At 67.8% G+C, this 23,069-nt stretch carries 20 protein-coding genes; 10 read left to right on the top strand and 10 right to left on the bottom strand.

Features of this window, described 5'->3' with window-relative positions; all coding sequences use genetic code 11:
- Positions 1-12: 12 nt before the first annotated feature.
- From J2X09_RS02840 to J2X09_RS02850, 3 genes are all read left to right on the top strand, one after another.
- Positions 13-915: a DMT family transporter gene (locus tag J2X09_RS02840; RefSeq protein ID WP_204731827.1), complete on the top strand. Its 903-nt coding sequence runs from the start codon at positions 13-15 to the stop codon at positions 913-915.
- 5 nt (positions 916-920) lie between these two features.
- The gene (locus tag J2X09_RS02845) at positions 921-1,424 is read left to right on the top strand and encodes a dihydrofolate reductase (RefSeq protein ID WP_204731828.1); all 504 of its coding nucleotides are present in this window, start codon (positions 921-923) and stop codon (positions 1,422-1,424) included.
- A 260-nt stretch (positions 1,425-1,684) separates the two neighbouring features.
- The gene (locus tag J2X09_RS02850) at positions 1,685-2,941 is read left to right on the top strand and encodes a tyrosine-type recombinase/integrase (protein WP_059400437.1); all 1,257 of its coding nucleotides are present in this window, start codon (positions 1,685-1,687) and stop codon (positions 2,939-2,941) included.
- A 137-nt stretch (positions 2,942-3,078) separates the two neighbouring features.
- Here J2X09_RS02850 and J2X09_RS02855 read toward each other — a convergent pair whose 3' ends face one another.
- The 7 genes from J2X09_RS02855 to J2X09_RS02885 all read right to left on the bottom strand — a co-directional run bounded on the left by J2X09_RS02855 (position 3,079) and on the right by J2X09_RS02885 (position 10,083).
- Complete coding sequence (locus tag J2X09_RS02855) at positions 3,079-3,606, bottom strand: PD-(D/E)XK nuclease family protein (protein ID WP_059400436.1); 528 nt, start codon at positions 3,604-3,606, stop codon at positions 3,079-3,081.
- The gene (locus tag J2X09_RS02860) at positions 3,596-4,048 is read right to left on the bottom strand and encodes a CFI-box extended C-terminal domain-containing protein (protein WP_059400435.1); all 453 of its coding nucleotides are present in this window, start codon (positions 4,046-4,048) and stop codon (positions 3,596-3,598) included. The genes J2X09_RS02855 and J2X09_RS02860 overlap by 11 nt, the downstream gene beginning before the upstream one ends.
- 23 nt (positions 4,049-4,071) lie before the next feature.
- Positions 4,072-4,368 carry a hypothetical protein gene (locus J2X09_RS02865; protein ID WP_059400434.1) on the bottom strand — a complete coding sequence of 99 codons (297 nt, stop codon included), beginning with the start codon at positions 4,366-4,368 and terminating at the stop codon, positions 4,072-4,074.
- Complete coding sequence (locus J2X09_RS02870; RefSeq protein WP_059400433.1) at positions 4,365-5,384, bottom strand: PRTRC system protein D; 1,020 nt, start codon at positions 5,382-5,384, stop codon at positions 4,365-4,367. Before J2X09_RS02870 ends, J2X09_RS02865 begins: the two co-directional genes overlap by 4 nt.
- Positions 5,385-5,614: 230 nt before the next feature.
- Positions 5,615-5,929: a hypothetical protein gene (locus tag J2X09_RS02875; RefSeq protein WP_059400432.1), complete on the bottom strand. Its 315-nt coding sequence runs from the start codon at positions 5,927-5,929 to the stop codon at positions 5,615-5,617.
- Positions 5,916-6,941 carry a PRTRC system protein D gene (locus J2X09_RS02880; protein WP_059400431.1) on the bottom strand — a complete coding sequence of 342 codons (1,026 nt, stop codon included), beginning with the start codon at positions 6,939-6,941 and terminating at the stop codon, positions 5,916-5,918. The genes J2X09_RS02875 and J2X09_RS02880 overlap by 14 nt, the downstream gene beginning before the upstream one ends.
- Before the next feature lie 727 nt (positions 6,942-7,668).
- Positions 7,669-10,083, bottom strand: coding sequence for a copper-transporting P-type ATPase (locus J2X09_RS02885; RefSeq protein WP_092939584.1), 2,415 nt, complete (start codon positions 10,081-10,083; stop codon positions 7,669-7,671).
- Between the two features lie 1,538 nt (positions 10,084-11,621).
- On the opposite strand from J2X09_RS02885, the gene J2X09_RS02890 reads away from it, so the two are divergent.
- A complete protein-coding gene (locus J2X09_RS02890; RefSeq protein WP_059400429.1) occupies positions 11,622-12,842 on the top strand; it encodes an integrase domain-containing protein in 1,221 nt (406 codons plus the stop codon).
- A 149-nt stretch (positions 12,843-12,991) separates the two neighbouring features.
- On the opposite strand, the gene J2X09_RS02895 is transcribed toward J2X09_RS02890, so the two are convergent.
- Both J2X09_RS02895 and J2X09_RS02900 read right to left on the bottom strand, forming a co-directional pair.
- Positions 12,992-13,201: a hypothetical protein gene (locus J2X09_RS02895; protein WP_059400428.1), complete on the bottom strand. Its 210-nt coding sequence runs from the start codon at positions 13,199-13,201 to the stop codon at positions 12,992-12,994.
- A 99-nt stretch (positions 13,202-13,300) separates the two neighbouring features.
- The gene (locus J2X09_RS02900) at positions 13,301-15,457 is read right to left on the bottom strand and encodes a ParB/RepB/Spo0J family partition protein (RefSeq protein WP_059400427.1); all 2,157 of its coding nucleotides are present in this window, start codon (positions 15,455-15,457) and stop codon (positions 13,301-13,303) included.
- 240 nt (positions 15,458-15,697) lie between these two features.
- Here J2X09_RS02900 and J2X09_RS02905 point away from each other — a divergent pair, with 240 nt between their 5' ends.
- Positions 15,698-16,135, top strand: a complete 438-nt coding sequence (locus J2X09_RS02905) for an HU family DNA-binding protein (protein ID WP_059400426.1) — start codon at positions 15,698-15,700, stop codon at positions 16,133-16,135.
- Positions 16,136-16,559: 424 nt separating this feature from the next.
- Complete coding sequence (locus tag J2X09_RS02910) at positions 16,560-16,883, top strand: hypothetical protein (protein ID WP_059400453.1); 324 nt, start codon at positions 16,560-16,562, stop codon at positions 16,881-16,883.
- Here the strand turns inward: J2X09_RS02910 and J2X09_RS02915 are convergent.
- Entirely contained in the window at positions 16,868-17,581 is a 714-nt protein-coding gene (locus J2X09_RS02915; protein WP_242455315.1) for a phosphoadenosine phosphosulfate reductase family protein, read from the bottom strand. The genes J2X09_RS02910 and J2X09_RS02915 overlap by 16 nt on opposite strands.
- A gap of 249 nt (positions 17,582-17,830) precedes the next feature.
- On the opposite strand from J2X09_RS02915, the gene J2X09_RS02920 reads away from it, so the two are divergent.
- The 4 genes from J2X09_RS02920 to J2X09_RS02935 are packed head-to-tail and all read left to right on the top strand — an operon-like array spanning position 17,831 to position 23,055.
- Positions 17,831-19,009 (top strand): tyrosine-type recombinase/integrase, encoded by a 1,179-nt coding sequence (locus tag J2X09_RS02920; protein WP_059400425.1) that lies wholly within the window; start codon positions 17,831-17,833, stop codon positions 19,007-19,009.
- On the top strand, positions 19,002-20,528 hold the full coding sequence (locus tag J2X09_RS02925; RefSeq protein WP_139222813.1) for a site-specific integrase: 1,527 nt from the start codon (positions 19,002-19,004) through the stop codon (positions 20,526-20,528). The genes J2X09_RS02920 and J2X09_RS02925 overlap by 8 nt, the downstream gene beginning before the upstream one ends.
- Positions 20,525-22,600: a hypothetical protein gene (locus J2X09_RS02930; RefSeq protein WP_047783153.1), complete on the top strand. Its 2,076-nt coding sequence runs from the start codon at positions 20,525-20,527 to the stop codon at positions 22,598-22,600. Before J2X09_RS02925 ends, J2X09_RS02930 begins: the two co-directional genes overlap by 4 nt.
- Positions 22,597-23,055 carry a hypothetical protein gene (locus tag J2X09_RS02935; RefSeq protein WP_047783154.1) on the top strand — a complete coding sequence of 153 codons (459 nt, stop codon included), beginning with the start codon at positions 22,597-22,599 and terminating at the stop codon, positions 23,053-23,055. Before J2X09_RS02930 ends, J2X09_RS02935 begins: the two co-directional genes overlap by 4 nt.
- Positions 23,056-23,069: the final 14 nt, after the last annotated feature.

The raw sequence follows: 23,069 nt of genomic DNA on the forward strand, positions 1-23,069 counted from the left end.
CCGCACCGCCGCGTGATCACCCGACGCCAGCTCTGGGCGCTGCTCGCCCTCACGCTCATGTGGGGCGTGAACTGGCCCATGATGAAGCTCTCTCTGCAGGAGCTCACCCCCCTGTACTTCCGCGCCAGCACCATGCTGCTGGGCGCACTCTGGCTGTTCGCCTATGTCGCCCGTGGCGGCGAACGCATGCGCCCCAGCCGCACCGAGTGGATCACCATCGCCTGGCTGGGCCTGCCCAACGTGCTGGGCTGGCACACGCTCTCGATCTTCGGCGTGCAGGAGCTCGCTTCCGGCCGCGCGGCCATCCTGGGCTTCACCATGCCGATCTTCACCGTGTTGCTCGGCGCGGCTTTCTTCAACGAACGCATCACGCCGCGCGTGCGGGTGGCGGTGCTGTGCGCGGGCATCGCCATCGGGTTGCTGCTCTGGCACGAGCTGCAACGCCTGAGCGGACGTCCGGCCGGTATTGCCTGGATGCTGGGCGCAGCCTTCTGCTGGAGCGTGGGCACACTGCAATTCCGCCGCGCCCACCTCACCCTGTCGCCCATGGTGGTCACCGTCTGGATGCTGCTGCTGGGCAGCCTGGTGCTGTGGGTGCTGGCCCTCGCACTCGAACCCGTGCCCAGCCCCGGCTCGTTTTCCCTGCCGCTGTGGCTCAGCCTGGCCTACGGTGTGCTGATCAACTATGGCATGGCACAACTCATCTGGTTTGGCATGGCGCGCGACCTGCCGCCGGCCACCAGCGCGATGAGCGTGATGGCGATCCCTCTGGTCGGTACCCTGAGTGCGACCTTCATCGTGGGTGAAGTGCCGCACTGGCAGGACTGGGTGGCGATCGCCTTCGTGATGATGGCCATCGGCAGCGTGCTCTGGCCCTCCCGGGCCGCGACGCCCGCACCGACGGCGTCACAATAGGCCACATGCCACAGCCATCGACCCGCCTGCACCTCATCTTCGCGCGCGCCGCCAACGGCGTGATCGGCAAGGACAACGCCCTGCCCTGGCACCTGCCAGAGGACATGGCGCATTTCAAACGCACCACGCTCGGCCACCCGGTGATCATGGGTCGCAAGACCTGGGACTCGCTGCCGCCAAAGTTCCGCCCTCTGCCCGGCAGACTCAACATCGTCGTCTCGCGCGATGGGCAGTGGCACGCCGATGGCGCCTCGCGTGCCGGCTCGCTGCAGGAAGCGGTCGCCCTTTGCCCCGCAGGCTCGGACGTCTGGGTCATCGGCGGCGCCCAGATCTACGCAGCGGCCCTGCCGCTGGCTGACACCGCCGTGGTCACCGAGATCGCGCAGGACTTCGACGGCGATGCCTTCGCCCCGTCCTTCGGTCCCGAATGGAAAGTCACCGCGCGCGAAAGCCATGTCGCAGCGAGCGGCCTGCCCTTCGCCTTCGTCACCTACACCCGGGAGCACTGAACCATGCAACTCGCCACCTGGAATATCAACAGTGGCCCCACATCCTCCAACGACGTGTCAGCAAAGTATTAAATCTCCTTTGCTGACAATGAGTTATTGGATCATAGCGTCTCACGAGAGCGCATCCAAGCGCGTGATCTGCCGGTAGCTACGCTGGTAGCTAGGCGGATTCTCTAGGTCTAGCTACCAGTCCTGGAACGGCGTAGAGTGTCTCCAATATAGCCGCAGGTGAGGCCTTGCCTGGGGTGGGAGACGCAAACATGGGCAAGCAAGTTCATTTACTCGACGACATCCAGATCAAGCACTGGATGAAGCAGGGAGCGCCGGTCGCCAAGTCCGATGGCGACGGACTGACGTTCACGCTGTCCGCCTCGGGAACCGCGGCCTGGGTGCTCCGGTACAGCCTGCCAGGTAGTCGTCGGCGAGAGCTGACGATAGGCAACTACCCGGACGTTTCCCTTGCTAAGGCCAGGCAGATAGCGCGCGAGGAACGCGCAGCCATCGACCGAGGCGAAGACCCCGCGAACCGTAAGAAGGTCGTGAAGATGGAGTCCAAGATGTCTTGGACGGTCCGCGCGCTGATTGCAGACTTCAAGGAGAAGAAGCTCGGTCCGGACGATCTCGCCGTGGGCACCATCTACTACCGCAAGTGGGATCTGGAAAACGTGATCCTACCCAAGCTCGGCTCGATGCGCGTGGACAAGGTTTCGCCAGCCCACGTCGTGCATGTCATCGAATCCGCGGAACGCAGTTGGACCGTATCGAAGCGGATCCTGACCTCCTGCAAGCAGTTGTTCGCACACGCTTGTGGCAAGAAGCTGATCTATTCGAATCCGGCCCTGGGGATCGACATCACCTCCTTGATGGGACCGCGTCCACCCGTGCGCAAGCGGGTCATGCTCTCGGAAGACGAACTCTGCATCCTGCTGAAGGACATCGAGGACATCGGCTTCGAGAACGCCCTGGCCTTCCGGATCTTGCTGGCGACCTGCGTCCGCTCCGTCGAACTGTCGAAGGCCCGCTGGGAGCACGTGGATCTCGACAAGGGAGACTGGTGGGTGCCGGATACCGTGGTCAAGACACGGGCAGGCTTTCTCGTGCCCCTCACGCCCACGGTGGTCGGTTGGTTCAAGGAGCTCAAGGAACTGGCGGGCGACTCCGATTGGGTGCTGCCCTGCCGCGTGGAGCGCCGCAGGCGGCGCTTCGGCGGCGACATCCATGTGGGCGGCACGACCTTGTGGGCCGCCATCACGCGCGCTTTCGAGCGGGGCGACATCGAGATCCGGCGCTTCACGCCGCACGACACGCGCAGCACGGCCAAGGGCCACATGCGCAACATGGGCATCAGCCGGGAGATCTCAGAGATCGCGCTCAACCACGTGCTCAAGGGTGTGGAAGGCATCTACGACGTTCGCGAGGAAATACCCGAACGCCGCGTGGCGCTCGAACGCTGGGCCGAGTTCATCGCCAGATGCGAAGCTGCTGCGAACCGTCCCCAATGCGTGCTGGCCGCTTGACGGCCGCCCAAAGGAGACCGCAAAGCGCTCGCCGATTCCTCAATGGCGTAGAGCCATGCGGTCCGTCCGGCCCTGGCCCAACCGTCGACGTCCTCGCAGATACCTCGGAGCGGCAAGCGCTGCGTTCGATGGCCCGGCTATCGGCCACAGCGCTGGCTGTGAGCGCAGTCCCCGCACAGATGCGGAGCCCCGTTCGCACGTGGCTGAAGGGCTCCCCTCAGCAGTTGCCTGCGACGCCTGGCCAGCGCCACCACCTCTCGCGCGGGCAAGAGGCGCACGCGTCGGCAGCCTAGAAACCGCCCGTCCGGGGCCTGAATGAGCACGTACGCATGCGACGCGACGGGTTGCCCCGACTCGCTGCCCAGCGCCATCCGCTGCGCAGACAGCTCGATCACGTCCGAGGGATAGGCCCGCGCATGCGCGCGCGTCTTGAGCTCCAGCAGCACGAACACCCCATCCCGGCGCCGGTACGCACGGTCGACCTTCGCTGAAATCGCCTCTGGCTCCCCGACGCGGAAAGGCCGCTCGCTGTAGATGAGCTCGGCGCGCCGCAGCTCTCCGGGAAGGCGGGCCCAGCCGTTGGGGCGGCCCATGAGCCAACGCCGTGCGCTCCACAGCAGCAGGCCGACAGCAAGCCCGCATGCGACGACCACTTCAGCGGACATGATGCACCTCCATGCGCCGGCAGCGCCACCCTGCGTACCAGACCATCAGCGACAGGGCGTGGCGAAGCGGGATGCAGGCCCACGGATGGCGGCAAAGCCAGGCACAGACGAGCGGCGCTGCGCGGTAGTACCACACGATCAGGCGGCATCCCGGGCCGCTGGTGCGCAGCACGCCGTCCCGATAGCGTCGCAGGACCTCGGTTTGCGGGGCGGCACTTCCGAAGATGTGGGTCGCGATGAAGCACCGGCCCCGCCGGCCGGGCCGCTCCGCCGCGGCCTGCGCGTCGAATGCGGCGTGCAGGCGCAGGCCCCGCTGGAGCGCTTCGTGCTGCGCGGCGGAGACCTTCCGTCCGTGGCGGTGATCCAGAGCCACCCTGCGCTCGCACATGCCCATGGCGGCCAACTCGGATGCACTGACACCGCTGCTCTCGCCGCGATCCATCGTTCCATGTCCCATACCGCCCCCTATTCGCCCAGCGGCTCGGCGAACACCAGGTCGGTCACGGCACCGGACCCGAAGCCCGCGGGGGCAACTGCTTGCGGCGCCTCTGTGGCGGGACGGCCCGCGATCGCCTCCCCTGCGGGCGCCGGCGCCGGCAAGGTGACGGCGCGCAAGCCCTCATGTGCCAGCAGACGCAGCCGGTTCACCCGCTTCACGCCCTTGCCGAACCGGATCAGGTCGTCGTAGAGCGGCGGGTTGTCGTCCCGCGACATCTCGAACAGGAGCCGGATCGTGCCATCGTTGCGGCTTTCCTCGCTCATCGCACACCTCCGGCATCGGCGCCGCTGCGGCCGGCAAGGTAGTTCATCCCCGCGATCTGAAACCCGCGCACGTTGGCGAACATGCCGTCCCGGAGCACCAGCACCCGCTGGCGCGGAAACGCCGCCCGGACGGCGCCCTTGAACAGATGGACGCCGCCACCGGCCATCACGATGTTGTGGAAGCCCGTCGCATCTCCGATCCAGTGCAGCATCGACGAGATCGCCTGGCCGGTGATCTTCTCGACCATCGGCCGCATCCGTTGCAGGTCGTACGGCCGCTGGTAGATCGTGGGCGCCCTGCCCGCTCGCAGCGCCGCATCGACCGCATCGAGGTCTCTGTACTGAACGCCGATGTCCAAGGTGATCTCCGAGGCCAGTGCCTGAAGCACGTCCGCAACGCCTCGGGGCACGGAATGGCTGCGCTTCTGCACGAAGCGCACGCCCCGCGCGACCACCCAATCGAAGGTCCGGTATCCGGGGTCGAGCACGAGACTGTTCTCCCCCGCGATCCGGTCCATCTTGCCGGCGACGGACGCGAAGTAGACCAGGGCACCCTGCGGCTGCGCGACCGCCATGGTCTTGTGCACGACCACCCGACGGCCTCCGCCGACATCGTGCGTCCCCGTCATGGCCCGCTCGAGCTTTGCCTTGCGCGCCGCCAGCAGTGCCACGGGCAGACCGACGACGAGCAGGTGTATCTCCGACACCTTCATCATGCGAAGGGCACCCCTGAGCAGCGCCAGGTACTCCGGCGTCTCCGTGTAGCGGTCGTGCATCTGGGAAGGCCGGAAGGCATCGCCGGCGAGCACGACATCCGGCCCCACCTCGTAGAACAGGCCGCCAATGGGGATGCACATCGTCGCGCGGCTCTCGATCGCGGCGGCCTTGGAGGAATCCCTCGCCGCCGGATAGCACAGCGAAGGAAAGCTCGTGCACCGGATCTCGGTGCCGGCCACCCCCGTGACGAACTTGGTATGGCCGAACCCGACGTCTACGGCCCTGACCACTGGATTCATATGGTTCTCCTGAACTGTGTTGCGAAACGGGCGGCCATCGACGGCGCCCACGCGGACCGCGCCTGGGCATCCCATGATTCCGTTCGGGCGCGACTCCACCCCGACCACGGTCTCAGTTCGTCCCGCGCCGTCCCATACAGGCCGGGCGCTGCGCATTCCGTCTCACCACGGTCTCACGGGAGTCCCACGCGTCAAGGGGGCGTCTGGGATCGGAGGGCTCGGCCCGAGGCTCATTCCCTCAGGGGCGCTTCAAAGAGCCCGGAGGTCACGCTGGGGTCCAAGGCCGCGAGGTCTGCATGCTCGCCCCCGTCCTCGCTGCCGAGGGCGGGACCGGCTTGCGCCGGCGCTGGCGCGGCGGGACCCGACAGCTTCAGCTGGCTCGCCAGCAGACCGTCATGGGCCAGGGTGCGCAGCCGCGCGACGCGCCTGCGCCCCTTCTTCAACTGCACGAGTGCGTCGAACAGGAGAGGATCGTCGCTGCGGCTCAGCTCCAGGGTGACGCGGATGCGCAAGGCCTGCGACCGGCGTGTCTCATCGCTGTCCATCTCGGTCCTCGCCGGCAGTGCCCTGGGCCTTGAGGAGGTTGTCCCCCGCGATCTGGAAGCCCTTCACGTTGGCGAACATCGGCTCCTTCACCACGTAGATCTTGTGGTTCGGAAACGCCGCCTTGACCGCGTCCTTGAACATGAACGCGCCGCCACCGACGAGGATCACGTTCTGGATGCTGTAGTCCTCCGTGATCCACTCCATCATCGACGAGACGGCGCGGCGCGCGACCGCGCGCGCGGTCGGCAGGATCGGAGCGAGGTCGTAGGGCTTCTGGTAGATCATCAGCGGCTTGCCGGTGCGCAAGGCCGCATCGATGGCAGGCAGGTCGCTGTAGGGCCGGCCGATGTCGCTGCTGATCTCCTGGGCGATCGTCTTGAGGACATCGGACATGCCGCGGTTGACGGAGTTGCTGACCTTCAGGACCAGCCGCATGCCCCGCGACAGCAGCCAGTCGAAGGTGCGCGAGCCCGGATCGATGATGAGGCTCTGCTCGTGCTCGATGCTCTTTTGCTTGTGGTACGCTGCCGTGTAGTAGACGAGTGCGCCCTGCGGCTGGGCCACGGCGACGGCCTTCCTCACCTCCACCGTCTTGCCGCCGCCGAGATCGTGCACGCCCACCATCGCCTTCTCCAGATAGGCCTTGCGTGCCTGGAAGGACGACACCGGCAGCCCCACCACGAGCAGGTCGATCGCGCTGAGCTTCATGTAGGCCATCGCACCGCGCGCCAGCGCCATGTACTCGGGCGTCTCGACGTACTGGTCGTGCAACTGCGTCGCCCGGAAGGTGTCCGCCGCCAGGTGGACTTCCGGCCCGACCTCGTAGAAGGTTCCGTCGATCGGGATGGCCACCGTCCTGCGGCGCTCGGCTGCCGGCCTCGTCGCCGGGTCCTTGGCGCTGGTATAGGCCAGCGACGGGAAGGACGCGCACTTGATCTCCTGCTCCGTGTGCCCGACGACGAACTTCGTGTTGCCGAAGCCGACGTCGATGGCCCTGACGATCTTGCTCATTGCAGGCTCCTTGCCGTGGACACAAACATCCGAAAGGGTCGTCTACCGCGCTCCGGATGCGCAACGAGAAAGTCGAGCGTTTGTGAGCGGATTTCGCCGACAGCTCCACCGGACGGCCCGCGAGGCATGCCTTGGTGCCGGTGCGCGCCACGGCGGCGCCTGTGCGCAAGCCTGCGGCGGCGCAAGCCGAGGTCTGGCCGAAAGGCGTCTGCCCCGGTAGCGGGCTCCGCCGCCGACCGCCCGCGGCTTCGCCCGCTGGCCCGGCGCAGTGGCACCAGGTGCTTCAGGGCAGGTGCCGTCAGGCCGCTCTCGTCGACCGGTGCATGATGGGTCTGCACCGCGTCGAATTCCCGCGCGAGCCGGAAGGACGTCGCCGCTGCGCCAGCGCAGCCGATGCGACCGGCCTACCCAAGCGAGTTCCTGTCAACGGCCGAAGAGCGTGGGCTCTGGGCATCGTCGCCAGCCTGCCTTCGAAGTGGCGCGCGCCGGTGCGTGGCCTGAACTACCCCGGCAATCCGACATCAGCCATCCCACCGATCGGATGGAACCCTGCAGGCGGTACGCCACCCCGGGCTGGGCCCTTCCGCTTGAGCTCGATGCTCTCGCGGCTGGCGTGGCGGGTGTGGTCCTGCGCGATCGGTTCCAGCGCCTGGCGCCGCTTCGGCTGAAGTTGCGGCTACGGGTGCCGGGCTCAATGCCTGCAGCTTGCATTCGTCGCTGGCTGATCTCAATCCACCTTTGCAGTCCGCAGCCGTAGCGCATTGACAATGACACTGACGGACGACAGCGCCATGGCGGCGGCGGCCACCACGGGCGAGAGGAGCATCCCAAGGAAGGGATAGAGCGCGCCCGCGGCGAGCGGAATGCCCGCCACGTTGTAGACGAAGGTGAAGAAAAGGTTCTGCCGGATGTTCCGCATGGTGGCGTGCGACAGCTTCCGCGCACGGACGATTCCCGTCAGGTCGCCCTTGAGGAGGGTTACCCCGGCGCTTTCCATCGCCACATCCGTCCCGGTGCCCATCGCGATGCCGACCTCGGCCGCGGCAAGCGCCGGCGCGTCGTTGACACCGTCACCGGCCATGGCCACCACGCGGCCCTCGCCCCGAAGGCGCTGTACGATCTTTGCCTTGTCCTCGGGGAACACCTCCGCGACCACTTCGTCAATGTCAAGCTCTCTGGCAACGGCGTCCGCCGTGGTCCTGCCGTCGCCCGTGAGCATGACGATGCGCACGCCGGCTTCGCGCAGTCCTCGCAGGGCCTCCGGCGTGGTCTCCTTGATGGGGTCCGCGATCGCCACGAAGCCCGCCAGGCTGCCGCCCAGCGCAACAAAGATGACCGTCGCCGACCTGGCACGCTGCTTCTCCGCCGCCGCCTCCAAGGGCGAAACGTCGATGCCGCGCTCCTTCAGGAACTTGGCTGCCCCGCTGATCAGGTCCACACCGTCGACCCGTCCGACGACGCCCTTGCCCACGGGCGAGTCGAAGTTGCTCACTTCGGAAAACGGGAGCTTTCGTGCCTGGGCAGCCTGGACGACTGCCATCGCCAGCGGATGCTCGCTCGCCCGCTCCACGCTGGCCAGCTTCTGGAGCAGGTCGTCGCGTCCAAAGCCTTCGGCCGCCTCGATGTGCACGACCTTCGGCCGCCCCTCGGTCAAGGTCCCGGTCTTGTCCACGACCAGGGTGTCGACCTTCTCCATTCGTTCGAGGACCTGGGCATCACGGATCAGCACGCCCTGTTGGGCCCCTCGGCCGACGCCCACCATAATGGACATGGGCGTGGCCAGCCCCAGGGCGCAGGGGCAGGCGATGATGAGTACGGCAACCGAAGTGATGAGCGCGTAGGAGAGCGAGGGGTCGGGCCCCCACACCAGCCAGACGACGAAGGTCAGCAAGGCCACGGCGATGACGATCGGCACGAACCAGGCCGCCACTTCGTCGGCCATGCGCTGGATCGGCGCGCGGCTGCGCTGTGCGGCCGCCACCATGTGGACGATCTGGGAGAGCAGTGTGTCGGCACCGACCTTGTCCGCCCGCATCACGAAGCCGCCCGTCTGGTTAAGGGTGCCGGCGGTGACCTTGGAACCGGCAGCCTTGGGCACCGGCATGGGTTCACCCGTGACCATGGACTCATCGACCGTTCCCTTGCCCTCGATCAGTTCCCCGTCCACGGGCACCTTCTCGCCCGGCCGCACCCGCAGGCGCTCGCCGACCTGGATGGTGTCGATCTGGACCGTCTCGTCGCTGCCATCCGCCCGCACGCGCAGGGCCGTCTTCGGCGCCAGGTCGAGCAAGGCCTTGATGGCGCCCGACGTCTTCTCGCGCGCGCGCAGTTCCAGGACCTGACCGAGCAGCACCAGCACCGTGATGACAGCCGCTGCCTCGAAGTAGATTGGCACCGCGCCTTCATGGCCCCGCAGTTCGGCGGGAAACAGGTCGGGCGCAAGCGTGCCGACGATGCTGTAGAGCCAGGCGGCACCCGTTCCCAGCGCGACGAGCGTGAACATGTTGAGGCTGCGGTTCCGGATCGACGCCCAGCCGCGCGCAAAAAACGGCCAGCCTGCCCAGAGGACCACCGGCGTGGCAAGGAGCAACTGCAACCAGTTCGAGGTTTGCGCCGGAAGGAGATGCCAGCCCACGAGGTGACCGCCCATTTCCAGGACGAACACGGGCAGCGCCAGCGCCAGCCCGATCCAGAACCGGCGCGTCATGTCGCGCAGTTCGGCGCTTTCGCCCGTGGTGCCCGTCGCGATCACCGGCTCCAGCGCCATTCCGCAGATCGGGCAGTTCCCTGGTCCCCTCTGGCGGATCTGCGGGTGCATCGGGCACGTGTATTCCGCATCCTTGTCACCTTTGCCCGCCGCTGCAGGTGCAGCCAGCGGTGCCGCCGCGTGATGCCGATGATGGTCATGCCCGTGCTGCGCAGGTCCGGGTCCGCCGTGGCCGGGCGGGAGGCCGACCGGCTCCAGGAACATTCCGCACTTCGGACACTTCCCGGGCTCCGCCTGTCTCACCTCCGGATGCATCGGGCAGGCGTAGCCCGCGCGCGGCGCCGGAGCCATTGGCTCGGCGGCGCGAGATGGCCCCTCGTGCTCGTGATGGCTGTGAACATGTTTGGCGGAGGAGGAGGTCGCGTTCTTGTCCATGGCTTGTATGTCGCTCCCACCAGGTGCAGGCCAAAATTCACCCATGCGCCCGGCACAAAACTCTCGGAGATAAGCCGCAGCGGCAGCGGCGCTCTTGGCCCTGCCGTTCCGACCGCGGACCGCACCTGCGGACAACCCTGGATGCAGACCCTCTGTGCGATCGCCACCATCCCAGCCACGGCTACCGGGATCGACACCTGTTTCCCAGGGATGTCGGCCTTCGATCGCGGCAGGTCTTTCCCTGCCGGCTAAGGACCTTGCGATCGTACTGCCGCAGTGCCTGTGGCTCATGTCGAGGACTTTGAGACGACCCATCAGGAGTTCACGTCGAGGTTGATGGGGAGACTATCGACCTTGACACTGTGAGAGGGTCAAGCGTCTTCCGTAGCCGTCCAGGGTGGGGCTGTGGCTGGGCGAGGAGCTGCAAAGGGGCGTGCCGAGAGCCGTCTGGACAAAACTTCCGCTCGCCATGCGGTCAGACCGCCCTTCGCCGCTGCTTCAAGGACAGTTCAGGCGCCCGCACTTCGAAGCGCTCGCTCCGCGCCGTTGTTCGAGCATCCTTCAACTGCGGCCTTCGCCTCATCGCGTCTCACGCCGTATCGCCGGCGCCGCCTTCCAGGTCGGATTCACAACCAGAGTCATACCCCCTCTTTGTCAACCCCCTCTCGCGCGAGCGCCCCCCAGGGGGAATCCAGACATAGAGCGGCCTCGCAGGAAGCTGTGATCGCCACCCCGAAGCCCCGCGCATGGCCTTGACGACGCCGCAGCGCCGGTGTCCACTGAGGGCTCCCGAAGGCTCCTTGCCCTCGCTCCCATCGGTGGAGCGCAAAAAGGCGTAGCGGTCGTTACCCGCCCCTCATGTCCCGGCCCCGAGCCCGGACCGAGTCCTGCCACAGAGCAGCACTCCGAGGAATCCATTCGTAGTGAAAGCCCGCGACCTGCCAGCCCTTGCGGCTGGGCGTCCTCCAAGGACGCGTCGCGGTGCAGGTCAAACCGTTCGCCGGGCACCCGATGCCCAGGCACTGTTCCCGCCACCTTCCGAGCACGCGCATCGCGCGGCACACGGTCGTGCTTGCCCTGATGGGCTCCACGTGTGTCCCCGCTCGGACATCTGACGCTCTCCGGCCACGGTCAGGAGAGCGACCCAGCAGATGGGTGGCGCTACGAATCCAGCACTGATCCCGCAGACGTGCACCGGCCAGACCGGTGCGCGGCGCTCACGGACCTCCAAGGCCGTGAACCTCCAAGGTCATTGGCGCACCCCACCCTGTGTTTGCCGCGGAAACGCGCGCGCAGGACCGGATCAACCCGTGTTCATTTTTAAGAACGACCGCGCCGCCGCGCTGCCCCTGGCAGCCGTGCAGCGAAACCCTGGGTAGGTGCCGTGCGGCGTGGCCGCGCACGGCGCTCGACGCATCGGCCACCGTCCGCCGCTGGCACCGGAATTCCCCAGCGACGGCACGCAACACCCCCCGGATTTCCTTTCACACCCGATGGCACGCGCTCGGGACGCGGGCCGCACGACAGGAGAGAGACCGATGAATGCCCATGCCCCTTCGCCCACCCGGAACCGCAGGCGGCCCGCGCGGCCGAAGAACACATCCCGCCGCCACCCCGGGCGGCGCCACCGGGACTGGTCGGGCCTGAGCGCCGCCGACGTGCTGGCCCGCCATCCGCCGGGATCGACGCCGCCCGAGGAAGTACTGGAGATCCTGCTGAAGCTGTTCAACGAACAGCACACGGCCATGCTCAAGAGCGTGTCGCACAAGACGCGCCACGACCGGGCGGTGTTCCTGCGGCGCTTCCTGCGCGACCTCCAGGCCAAGGCGGGGTTCCCCACGATGCCCGACCCGCGCAACATCGGGGGGCGCCACATCCAGGCGATGGTGAGCCTGTGGCGCCAGGATAGGCTCGCGGCCGCGACCATCCAGACCTACCTCAGCTTCCTGCGGGGGCTGGCGCAATGGATCGGGAAGCCAGGGCTCGTGCGCAAGCCGGACGCCTATGGCCTGGACGTCACGGAATACCAGCGGCACGAAGTCGCGCAGCGCGACAGGACTTGGAGCGGTGCCGGGATCGACATCGAAGCCCTGATCGCGCAGGTGTGCGCCTACGACCGCCACGTGGGAGCGGCCCTGCGGCTGATTCGTGCCTTCGGGCTGCGCCGCAAGGAAGCCGTCATGATGCGGCCCCATGCCTGCGTGGTGCCCTTCTCGGCCACCAGGCTGCCGCCGGAGCGCCAGAAGGCCGAGAGCTACCTCTGGGTGTGCCAGGGCAGCAAGGGGGGCCGACCCCGTTTCGTGGCCATCGCCACGGCGCAGCAGCGGCAGGCCCTCGCGTATGCGAAGTCCGTGGCCGGTGCTGCCGACGCCCACTTGAGCAACCCGTCGCGCGACCTCAAACAGAACCTCAACCACTTCAGCTACGTGATGCGGCGCTTTGGCCTGTCCCTCAAGGAACGCGGCGCGACCGGCCACGGGCTTCGGCACGAGGTCTTCGTGGAGGTCTGGGTGAATGGCACCGGCACCCAGCCCCCGGTGCGGGGAGGCACGCTCCCGCCGAAGGATGTGCGGGAGGCCGCGCAGCAGGATATCGCCGAGATGGCGGGCCATGCCCGCAATCGCGCGGCCGGGGCGTACATCGGATCGGTCCGCGCGCTGCGTCCTACGGCACGGGCCACGGTGGACGGCCCGTCCCGCGGCCAGGGCACGGCCGGCGACGAAGGCGCTGCGAATCCCTCTGCCGTCAGGCAGCCATGAAGGGGAAGCCCGAGGGGTATTCGGCGGTCCATGCTGCTGCAGCGCCTGTGCTTCGCCGCAGCAACGGCCAGACTGCCCCGGCAACAAAAACGCCCCCGGCGTCCGCAATGGACCAACCGGGGGCGCAAGCTACATGGGCTTCGCGAGGCTCATGGCATCGGCAACACCTCGAAGTCCTCGTCGGGATAGATCCGGGCGCCGCGCCGCCGCGCCTCGCCCACGGTGATTTCCTCTTCGCTGACCCCGTACCGCCAGAGGGCAGCGCAGCGGGCAAGGGGTTCGTCCGTCTCGCTGACCTTACCGATGTCCACGGCAACGCCGTCGCGGACCACGAGAACCCGCCAGTCCTTCATGTTCATGCCTTGTACTCCTGTCGTCGATGTGCCCCGGACGGGGCGGTTGTGCTTGAGTAGGCCGCCCTCTCGGCCCTGCGCGGGCTGGGGGGGCTGGCCCGGGGATCAGGCACCCTCGGCCACGGCCTCTTTGGGCTGCGGATCAGCGGCGTCGGCGTCTGCATCGCCCTCGCCGGTCCCGGCCGCGCCCGGGGCGTCGTCTGCTGCGCCGGCCTGCGGCCCCGGCACGTCGTCGCTCTCGCCTTCGTCCTCGTCGGCGGGTGCCGCATCCGGCTGCGCCGCATCGTCCGGGGACGGCAGGCGCAGCATGGCGGGAAGCCATCCGGTCGCGGCGACCGCCTGCTCGGCACCGCTGGCCGCTGCGTCCTTCTTGAGCGCCTGCAGCGGGGCGGCGGCCTGGGCGCTGACCGCCTCGGTCACGACTTCGGCGATGCGGGCCTTGGACACGTGGTTGAAGTAGGACCCCGCCGTGGCCTTCCACCACTTGCTCATGTCCAGGCCCAGCGCCAGGGCAAGGCCATCGGTGCGCTGCTTTTTCGGCTCGGAGGGATAGACGCCGCTGACGGTGAGCGCGACCAGGAAGGTGAACAGGCGCGAGATGGCCGCCGCATCCAGGGTGAGCATCCAGGGCAGCACGGCATCCACCTTCTGCGGCAGCAGCGCCTGCCAGTGCTTGCGCTCGGCCTCCAGCGCCTGCCACGCCGCGCATGCCTTGATGTCGTCGGCGTCCTGGTGCAGGATCGCGTGGGTGTCGGAGACGCCCAGCGTGAGGGGATCGCCGCTGCTGTACAGGTGCTGGTAGCCGTCGATCAGCAGCTTGGTCGCCATCTGCGCAGTGGCCACCGCGACCGCCACGTCGGGACGGCCCAGCAGTTCCGCCTGGATCGCCGCGACACGGTGCGCGGTGAGGTTGCGCGTCAGGCGGTCGGAATGGACGGGCCGGGTCTTCGCGGCGGGCAGGGACACCAGCGCGGGATCGCCCTCGCCGGCCAGCGCGCTGCCGTTGCGCGTGGCCTGGGCCAGTTGCGCCATGTCGGCGCGGTCGTCCGGGCGGATCAGGCCGTAGCGCACGGCGGGCGCGGCATCGGTGCCCACGTAGACCACGCAGCCCGCCTGCGACATGAGTTCGGGCGGCCAGACCGACAGCGCCTCGGTGATCGCCTCCATCTTGGCGTTCAGGTCGTCGCACTCGGCTTCCAGGCGGCGGTACTCTTCCTCGGCGGCGCTGTCGTCTTCCTCCTGGTCGCAGATGTCGTCCATGCGCTGGGTGCGCTCGGCGACCTGCGCCTCCAGGTTGTCCAGTTCGGCGGCTTGCTCGGCGCTGGGCTCGCGCGCGGCCTTGCGCAACTCGCCATGCTTGGCGTATTCGTCGCTGACGTAGCGGGCGCGGACGTCCACCCACTTCCAGCCCTCGGCGCCGACCTGCTTGGCCTTGCGCTGCAGCTTGGCCACGGCCAACTGGTCGAGCAGCACCGGGTCGAGCAGGTAGACCTTCTTCTCGTCTTCGCTGAACAGGTCGCGCCGCGTGGGACCGCCCGCCTTCTCGTAGGCCTTGACCGTGACGTAGCGTGCCACGGGGTTGCGGTCGGACTCGATTTCTCCCTGCGTGAGGATGCGGCGCAGGTGGTCGGGGTGGCGGTTCCACGCATCGAGCCCGGCCCAGGCCTGTTCCTGGCGTTCGTGGTCGTCCACCGAGGCCAGCACCATGAGGCATTCGAGGTCGATCTTCTTCTCGCGGTACTGCGCCATGAGCTTGGGGGACACCGAGGCGAGCTTCATGCGGCGCTTGACCACCAGCGGCGTGACGCCGAACGCCGCCGCCACGTCCTCGACGGACCTGCCCATGCCGATGAGCTTGGCGAAGGCGAGGAACTCGTCGGCCGGGTGCATCGGCACGTGGTACGTGTTCTCCGTGAGGCTGGACAGCAGCCCCCGGTCGGCGGGCACGACCAGCACGGGCACGGGGTAGTTCTCCGGCAGGTCGCCTGCGGCCACCAGCAGCCCGATGGCCTGCAGGCGGCGGCCGCCCGCGCAGACCTCGTGCAGGTTGCGCGGGCCCTTGACCGCGATGAGGTTCTGCAGCACGCCGCATTCCTTGATGGAGGCGGCCAGCTCGGTGAGGCTCATCTGCGGCTTGCCGCCCGGCGCAGGGCTGGGCGTGCGTGCCTGGTAGTCGACGGAAAGGACCAGCTGGTTGAAGGGGATGTAGGTGCGCGGCGAGGCCTCGATGATGGCCTCGACTTCCGCTTTGGAAATCTTCATGGGTGCTCCTGATGGATGGACGCCGGACGCGGCGGGATGCCTCGTCCGTGAGTCCAGGTTCTCACCCGCCGGCGCTTCATCAAGGGCACGCGCGGCTGCCCCCCCGCAGCGGCGCGCGGGACCGGCTGGCGCGGCAACGGGAGCGCCCGACGAGCCCCCTCTAGAATTCCCGCTGTGCAGCTTCGATGCACGCGGGGGCATGCGCCCCCAGCCGCAAACGCAAAAGAAGGGAAACATTCCATGGCAACTGCGAAGACAACCGCCAAGGCCGCTGCGCCTGCGAAGAAGACCGCGAGGGCCTTTGCTCCCGCAAAGAAGACCGCCCGGGCCGATGCGCCTGCGGCGAAGGCCGCCGCGCCCATCAAGCCCATCAAGGACGCGCTCAACAAGACCGCGCTGGTCAATCACATCGCCGCGCAGGCCGACGTGGACGCCAAGTCGGTCAAGGCGGTCCTGGCCGCGCTCGAAACGGCCGTCCTCGGCTCGGTCGACAAGAAGGGCGTGGGCACCTTCACGCTGCCCGGCCTGCTCAAGCTGGACGTGGTGAAGGTGCCGGCCAAGAAGAAGCGCTTCGGCAAGGATCCGTTCACCGGCGAGGAGCGCTGGTTCCCGCCCAAGCCGGCATCGGTGAAGATCAAGGCCCGCGCGCTCAAGAAGCTCAAGGACGCCGCCCTCTGACCCCGTCCGGGTCCGGGCGCGCGTCCGGATCCGGAACCGGTTGCGGGTCCGCGCGGCTGCGCAACCGGGTCGCCGCGGTTGCGCAATCGCGCGAACCCTCGCGGCGACATCGGGCAGGGAGCCGGCGCCTGTTCGCATCGCCAGCAGCCTGTCTCCCGCTCCATCCATTGCCGGGGCACCCGGCAGTCCTTCCGCAACCACGCGGAAATTCGAGGTCTCATCCGAGCGCTGCCGCGTCGGAGGCGATGCCGCTGCAGGCGGATCGCACCGCAACGAGGCCCGTGACGTAGTCCATGGGTGGGAGCCTCGCCCGGCCCCGCACACCACTGGCACTTGCGTGCCCGGCGCACCTGCCGGCCCGTCCACATGCTGCCGCCACGAACCCGGGTCGGGGACAATACGCGCTTTGTCCGTCTTGCTTTCCGTGTCTGCTCCCGTCTCCTTCTCCGTTCTGTTGCTGCTAGATGCCCCCCATGGCAGCCTGGCCGAGATCGAGCTGACGCGCGCGGACCTGCCGGTCGGCACGCGCAGCCACTGGCTCTGGATCGAGGAGAGAACCGTCACGGAGCTGCAGGCCATCGGCACGGGAACGCCGTCAAGGAAGGCATTCGACCGTGCGGTCCTGGCCCTGGACGGCGAGCGGGCCGAACTAATCTGGCCGAGCGGCCTGTGCGACGCGCTCAAGGTCGACCCCGGGCGCATGCTGCGTCCCGAGTTCCTGCGGCTCGTGCATCAGCACGTGAACTGAGAAGCCCGCGCGCCCCGCTGCGCGCGCTGGCGCATCAGTTCGGCATAGCGAGCGCTGACGGCCGCGCCGTCGAGACAATCCACCGCGATACCGACCGCCCGCGCCACACGTCGGCGCACCGAGGCGAGGTGGCGGGCCTCGGCGGGCGTCGGCATGCACACCGGCCAGCCCGCTTCATAGAGCAGGTGCGGGGGAATCTCGGCTTCCGCGGCCTGCCGCGCCGCGGCCCGCTCCTTGGCCTCGGCGACCCCGGCCCACAGCGGCGCGTCGAGCAGGTCGGGGGCCACGTCGCCCAGCCAGCCGCCCGGCTGGAACGAGAACGTGCTGCGCGCCTCCAGCGCCACCAGTTCCCGGTAGACGGCGGCGTTGTCCCCGCAGCGCGATGCGGCGCCCAGGTCGCTGCGCGAGGCCAGCACGCAGAAGGCGCAGGACACGCGGCTGCTGCCGTAGATGCGGTAGGCCTCGTGCAGCACGCCGCCGTGCAGGCTGATGTAGTCGAGCACGTCGCGGCGCGGCCAATGGATGATGGCGTTCCAGGTCAGGCCCAGGCCGCGCGCGCGGGTCAGCGCCGCATCGCGCTTGGCGACCGGCTGGCGCGACCGCGCGGCGCTCTCCTCCCAGCGCAGCCCGAGCGCGGAGACTACGGGGCCGACAGGGTGCCGTGCGCGGATTGCCCTGGCGATGATCTGCGTCTTCATCTCCGAGGTATTAGGGCGACCGAATCTGCTTTGTGTGAACAACCTCCCTGAACCCCCTTGATCCAAGAGGGGCGCGGGGCTGTTGACACTCACAGAGCAGGACATGGTTGCCTGGCGTTATGGGGTACTTTGACCCATCTGTTAACTCCGAAAGCGATCACCTTGATTCCCAGATTCCGAGCATCCCCTTCAAGACAACTCCAATCCCACCATCGCATCCGCACCATCCTGTTCAGCACCGGCGAGCGCATGCCCGCGCTGGTGTCGGCGAACACCGGCATGCCGGTGTTCGCCGCCTGCGTCTATGCCATGACGGAGGTTCGCCCGCGCAGTGGCTCTCCCGCGACCATCGAACAGGCCCTGCGAGGGGTCCAGTTCCTCCTCGCGTTTGAAGACCTCCGCGGCATTGACCTGCAGAATCGTTTCGCCAACGCTCGGTTCCTCGACTTGCACGAGTTGGATGACCTCGCCGCGCTGGCGTATCTGCCACTTCGCAGTGGCGGAACCGATCGCAAAGAAGAGGCCCCTCTGGCGCGAGCAACGCCAGCCACGGTCGCCGTCAGCACGGCCGCCATCCGGCTGCAATACTGCCGCGCCTATCTGTCGTGGCTGGGTCAGGCCGCTGCCTCACAAACGTGCGCCACCCTCGAACAGCGGGCGAACTACATGGTGATGCTGCGCGAGTTCCTTGCGCGGCTGACCGCCCGCGCACCTTCGGCGCGCTCCAGCAGGCATCGGGTCGGCCTGGACGCGCAGGCCAGAGCACTTCTGCTCCATGCCATCGACCCCGCATCGGCGGAGAACCCTTGGTCGACCGCGTTCCTGCGCGACCGCAACCGGCTGCTGGCTCTCTGGGGTCTTGGCACCGGCCTGCGGCGTGGGGAACTGCTGGGCCTGCGGATACGCAGCATCGACTTTCGCCGCAACCTGGCCGACGTCGTGCGTCGGCCCGATGACAAGACCGATCCCCGGATGGCCCAGCCGAACACCAAGACGCGCGAGCGCAGCATCGGCATCAGCGAGGAACTGGCTTACCTGACGCACCAGCACATCGTGCAGCACCGCGCCAGGATCGCTGGCGCGCTCCGGCACGACTTCCTGTTCGTCACCGCCACAGGCGATCCGTTGTCGCTGTCTGCCGTGACAAAGATCTTCCAGGGGTTGCGACGGCACCATCCCCAGCTTGGTGATGCGTTCTCCTCCCATGTACTGCGGCACACCTGGAACGAGGATTTCTCTGAGATCGCCGACCGCGCCGGGATGACGCCGGGCGACGAGCGCCGGGCACGCAACCACGCCATGGGATGGTCCGAATCCTCGCGCAGCGCAGAAACCTACCTGCACCGCCGCACCCGCCGCCTGGCAGTGCAGGCCTCGGTGGAGATCCAGCGCAAGGTATTGGGCGAGGAGGTGTCTCGCGATGCCTGAACAACCCATCCGCACCTCGACCAGGTCCTGCAACCGCACGATGTCGCGGACGCTCGACGGCTACCTGTTCGATCCCGCCGACGACATCTGGAAGATTCCGACGGCCGGAGGAATCGCTTCCTTCAACTTCGACAACCTGCCCGGGGCGTCAACCCGGCTGCGGCAGTGCATCAAGGACGTGTGCGCCGCCTTGCTGGTCTCGATCTCACCATCGCGTGCCGCCCAGGCGCTGTCGGCATACCGGAGGCTGCTTCGCCACGCAGCGCCGCCACACCCCCTCGACGCCATCGCCTTGAACGACGTGGTTCGGTACGGTGAATCCCTCGAAGTACGACAGCGCTACCGGCTGCGCCGGCTCAAGGAACACCTGCTGCTGTGGGTGGAACTGGGAACCCCGGGGCTGGACGTCGACCTCCATCGTGCCTTGCCCCGGCTGGTCACGCAGACGCATGAGGTCGGCAATGCCGTGCGCATGATGGACGTGGACGCCGGCCCGCTGACCGACATCGAGTACGAGGGTGTCACCACGGCCATGCGGCGCGAGTTCGCTGCCGGCCACCTTGGCCTGGCCGACTACACCCTCCTGACCTTGGCCGTGACCCTGGGCACCCGGCCGTTGCAACTCGCAGCGATGAAGTGCAAGGATTTCAGCGCGACACAGCGGCAGGACGGCAGCAGCATCTTCATCCTGCAGGTCACCCGCCTCAAGCAAGGCAAGGGCATCCGTCCCCGAACGCTGTTCAGGCCGCGCGAGCTGTCCAGCGGCCTCGGCGCCCTGGTGCAGGCGCAATGCAAGGCAGCGGCGGACTGGGCACAGCGACACGGGCTGCCTGTGGGCGAGGCGCCCATCTTCCCCTCGGCGCAGTTCACCAGAACCCCGCATATGGCCGAGATCGGGCTGCTCGGCCACTTCACCGGCCGGGGCGTCAGCGACAAGCTCTGTCGGCTGTTCCAGAAACTGGAAGTGGTCTCCCATCGCACGGGGAAACCTCTGGTGATGTCGCCCATCCGCCTGAGACGCACGCTCGGCACCCGGGCGGCGGCCGAAGGATGCTCGGCGCCCGTCATCGCGGACCTGCTGGATCACAGTTGGTTCGATTCCAGCCTGGTCTATGTCGAAACGCGGTCGGCCATGATCGAGCGCATCGACAAGGCACTTGCGTTGCAGATCGCTCCGCTTGCCCAGGCCTTCGCCGGCACCCTGGCAGTGCGCGACGACAGTAGCGAGGGACGGCTCGTTCACCACGTGTCGGCCGAAGCGTTCGACGCGATCGGCCGGTGCGGCAAGCACGACTTCTGCCGTCTCGCTGCGCCACTGGCCTGCTACACCTGCTCGTACTTCCACCCCTGGATCGACGCCCCTCATGAGGCGCTGCTCGATGGCCTGCTCAGCGAGCGGTCGGCGCTGGCGACATCGACCGACCTTCGCGTCGCCTCCGTGAACGACCTGACGATCCTTGCGGTGGCCGAGGTGGTCCAGCGTTGCCGGGACTCTCAGCATGAACGGGAGGCCGCATGACCACCGTGACCCGACTGAAACCCAGGGCATTGCGCGATGCGCAGGCCAAGCTGGACGCCTTCATCGCCAACGCTCGGAACGAACTCACGGCCTTCGGGAAGGACCTGGAGTTCGATTCGGATTGCTGGGACGTGACCGAGCACTACCTGGCCCAGGGGGACCGGCGGGCCAAGCAGGCCCGCGTGCGCTTCTTCTTCATCAAGGTGCCCGGCGCCGGCGGGCAAACACTGTCGCCCAAGGTTCGCGCGCTGGCCAAGGCCTACGTGCGAAGCGAGCTGGCCCAGCGCTCGGCAAGCGCGGCGCTGCGGGCGGTGCAGGCGTTCCACGTACTCGGCATTGCCATGAGGAAGCAGCGGCTCGCCTCCGCAGCAGAGATCGACCGGACCACCTTCGACGCCGCCGTGACTGCCATGGACGACGGCCGCGGCGATGCATCCCTCGACGGGATCGGCTTCCGCCTCGGGCAGATCGCCCGGTTTCTGGAAGACCGGATGCTGTGCGCCCACACGACCGGCACCTGGCGCTACGCGATGCGCCGGGGCAGTACCTACGGTCGCATCGGCGAAGCCTTCGAGGCCCGCAAGCGCAGGCTGATGCCTGCCCCCGCAGCCCTGGACGCCCTGGCGCGCGCATTCCATCTGGCATCCGACCCGAGGGACGTGCTCATCACGTCCGTGGCGGCCATCCTGTGCGCCGCGCCGGAGCGCTTCAACGAGGTGCTGGCCTTGCCTGCGGACTGCGAGGTGGACGTTCCGGGCGATGGCGAGGTACGACATCTTGGCCTGCGCTGGGCGGGCTCCAAAGGCTACGACGGCCACGTCAAGCTGATCCTGCCCGGGATGGCGGACGTGGTGCGCGAGGCGTTGCGCAGGATTCGCGGCCTCACGGAACACGCCCGCCACCTCGCCCGATGGTACGAGGCGAACCCGACGCGGATCTACCTGCCGCCGGAATGGGAGCACCTGCGCACGCAGGAGTTCATCGACTTCGAGGACATCGCCGATCTCCTGGGACTCGGGGGTGTGAGCAAGCGGAACCACGCGCGCACCTGGGTGCAGAGCGCGGGGCTTCCCGTCACGATGGTGGTGCGCGTGGCGGGCCACATCCCAGCGATGGTGGTTCGATTCGCTGACTTCGAGCGCCACGTCGTCCACCAGTTGCCGCCGCACTTTCCCTATGCAGACGCCAGGACCGGACTGAAGTACGGTGAGGCGCTGCTGGTCATCCCCGCGAGGTTGTTCCGAACCGGTGTCGGCAGCTCGTGCATGCTGGAGCCGCTGAAGTACCACCATGTGGGCAATGGGCTCGGCCAGAACGCCAAGGCCGGCAGTGTCACCGTGTTCCAGCGCGTCGGGCTCGACCCGAATCGCACGCTGTCCATCAAGAGCCACCAGTTCCGGCACTGGCTCAATACCCTGGCCCAGGGCGCGAATCTGTCCCAGGTGGACATCGCCAAGTGGAGCGGCCGCAGGGACATCCGTCAGAACGCGGCCTACGACCACGTCTCCAGCCAGGAGATCGTGGCACACATCCGTTCTGTGGTGGGCGATCACGCGAAAGTCATCGGCCCGCTGGCGGAGATTCCGAAGCATCTACCGGTGTCGCGCGACGAATACGCGGCGATGGCCGTGCCGACAGCGCATACAACGTTGTACGGCTTCTGCATCCATGACTTCGCCTCGGCTCCGTGCGAGATGTTCCGCAACTGCCTGGACTGCCGGGAGCACGTCTGCATCAAGGGGATCGATGGCAAGACCGAACGCGTGGCCGCCGCGTTGGAGCAGGCGTCGGCGCAACTCAGGACCGCGCAGGCCGCCGCTGCCGAGGGGGTGTACGGCGCGGCGGACTGGGTTGCCACCCACCTAGCCACCGTGGAGCGGCTGGACCAGTTGCTGACCATCTTGCGGGACCCGGCGATCGAGGACGGCGCTGTGATCCAGCTCAGCACCGGCGGAGCCGATTCCCTCTCCGAGAGCGCCGCCCGTGATCGGCTGGCCGGCGTCGACGCTCTGCGGCTCGCAGCGCCGACCGGCGCAACTTCCACCCCCTCATCCAGGAAATCCCATTCATGACACGACGTTCCCCTAACCTCACGCCAGAGCGGGTAGAGGCCATCCTGACGATGGTCCGCGCCTGGGAGGGCCGGCTGACGTGGCCGGCGCTCATCCAGGCCGCCGAAAAACGGTTTGGCTGCGCCTACACACGGCAGGCCCTGTTCAAGCACGCTCCGATCCGCATCGCGTACGACGTCTGCCGCAACGCGACTCCAGCGTCGGTGAGAGTCAAGCCGGGCCGGCCTGTATCCGCTGCCTTGCAGGCCGCGATGGATCGGGTTCATCGCCTGCAACAGGAGAACGCGGAACTCCGCAGGCGCGAGATGCTGCTGCTCGAGCAGTTCCATCGGTGGGCCTACCACGCCAGCTCGCGCGGGCTGACCCAGCACTTCCTGGATCAGCCGCTGCCACCACTGAACCGCAGGGGCAATCGCACACCTCCCCACCAACCACATCACACTGGCTCGACGTAGCTCAAGAATGATTG

The organism is Hydrogenophaga laconesensis, from assembly GCF_031457235.1.
Classification (GTDB): domain Bacteria; phylum Pseudomonadota; class Gammaproteobacteria; order Burkholderiales; family Burkholderiaceae_C; genus Hydrogenophaga; species Hydrogenophaga laconesensis.